Here is a 1934-nt window from a genome sequence, read left to right as displayed (position 1 = left end):
TCGACGATGTGAAGTTAATGAAACCAATGTCGAAACCTGATATGGCGTCCGATACTCCAAGAGTGAGCCTTATTCCACCTGCACCAGGTTGCGATAGATCCACCGAAGTGGCGCTCAGGGCAGCGCTGGTGATCTGGGGAGCAGACGTATCGGAAGATGCCTCAGCGGCAAGCAGACGATGATTCGAGAGGATGATCTGGATCGTATCGTCATCAGCAAGCAAAGACGTTCGCTGTGCTGTAGTTAACGGATTTCCCAGCAGAAGACTCGCAAACAACTGTCCTTCATCCCCAGGTGTATCCGTCGCATTCAGCAGCCCATCGAGATGGTCCGGAGGGAGAAGGATATGCTGAGGCTGGCAGCAACAGCTTTACGACAGAGCAGCTGCAACTGAGGGGTATTCCAGATCGATCAGCTTGGTCATCCGCACCCCGTTACCTGGCAGTGCTAACAGCTGGCCATGAACCGCAGCGGGTACTACACCAGCAGGAAGCAGCAGGAACCGCAAGGAAAGCGGGCGGACGAGAACGATTGGGTCGCATCTATGTTCCCGGCGATGCTCCGTGAGCAGCGGCGCTGCTGGTGCTCTCCTCGAATCCACCAGGGGCTACGCGCTGCCGGGCCATCCGGTGAGTCGTCACAGAGTCGCCCGTCTCATGCATCGGGGTCAGATCAAGGCCAGCATGGGAGCGAGTGAGGTAATGGAGAACCTCCAGCCACAACACGCACAGATTAAGTGGTTTGATCTGATCTACTGTGAGAGGAGAGACGACGAAAGTAAACATCATCCAGATACAAAGCAATAGGACTATTCCGAAAAAGATCAGAACTCACGGATTAATGCAAGGATTGTGGGAAAAGCCTGGCAAGGAGAAACCGTATAGATCACACCACCACACCAACAACTCCATCACGGTTCAAGTCAAACGCCAAGCGGCTCTCTTCTCCAAAAAGCTGGGAAAGGGTCAGCACCGAGCCGCCTACAAAGCCAGCACTGGTGTTTAGATCCCACCTCGCATATTCTCCATTGTTGTTATTCTTCCAATACAGGTCGAAGCCGCCAGTGGCATCAGCAGCTGCAGCGATGGCCGTCCAGCCAGCGCCGGGATTGGTGGCAGAGATCTGGTTGCCCTGGATGGTGATCGGCACCAGCAGCAGTGGATCCAGTGAATTGGCATCCAGTGCGTAACCTCCAGTCGTAGAGAACAGAGAGACAGTCGCGATCTGTGATGTCCTGGAGATACCAGTCAGGGTATCTCCATCAAGATCCTGATTGAGCCTGCTTTCTTCAGCCAGGAATTGATGAATGTTGAGAACGCTGCCACCGATAAAGGCGCCGGTGCTGTTCAGGTTCCAGCGGGCCAGCTGACCCGATACCGAATTGCGCCAGTAGAGGTCATAACCGCCTGCAGTTGCTGCAGCGGCCAGTGGTGACCAGCCGGCGCCTGGGTTGCTGGCCGACGCCAGCTGACCGGAGATCGACACCTGGATCGGTGCGCCGGCACCCGGCCGGATGGCAAAGCCGAGCTGGGTGCTGCCCAGGTTCACACCATTGATCGTGCGCGCTCCTGCCGTATAGAGCAGGCCGGTGCTGCCATCACCATCGAGATCCGCGTTCAGGCTTGACTCCGCCTGCAGGAACTGATTCGGCGTGAGCACGTCGCCACCGACAAACGCTCCGCTGCTGTTCAGGTTCCAGCGGGCCAGCTGACCCGATACCGAATTGCGCCAGTAGAGGTCATAACCGCCTGCAGTTGCTGCAGCGGCCAGTGGTGACCAGCCGGCGCCTGGGTTGCTGGCCGACGCCAACTGACCGGAGATCGACACCTGGATCGGTGCGCCGGCAGCCGGCCGGATGGCAAAACCGAGCTGGGTGCTGCCCAGGTTCACACCATTGATCGTGCGCGCTCCTGCCGTATAGAGCAGGCCGGTGC

The 1934-nt window shown here is 57.7% G+C and carries 2 protein-coding genes; both read right to left on the bottom strand.

Annotated features, from left to right (window positions below; all coding sequences use genetic code 11):
- Positions 1-277 (bottom strand): hypothetical protein (locus tag L107_RS16545; RefSeq protein WP_236550482.1); only part of this gene is annotated, 277 nt, incomplete at its 3' end.
- Positions 278-885: 608 nt separating this feature from the next.
- The coding region (locus tag L107_RS03180; protein ID WP_201295788.1) for a hypothetical protein at positions 886-1934 on the bottom strand (1049 nt) is incomplete at its 5' end.

The sequence above is a fragment of the Cyanobium sp. Copco_Reservoir_LC18 genome (genome assembly GCF_009834675.1).
GTDB classification, from domain to species: Bacteria; Cyanobacteriota; Cyanobacteriia; order PCC-6307; family Cyanobiaceae; genus Cyanobium; species Cyanobium minutissimum.
The sequence above is the reverse complement of the archived record's forward strand: the minus strand, read 5'-3'. Positions and strand labels throughout refer to the sequence as shown.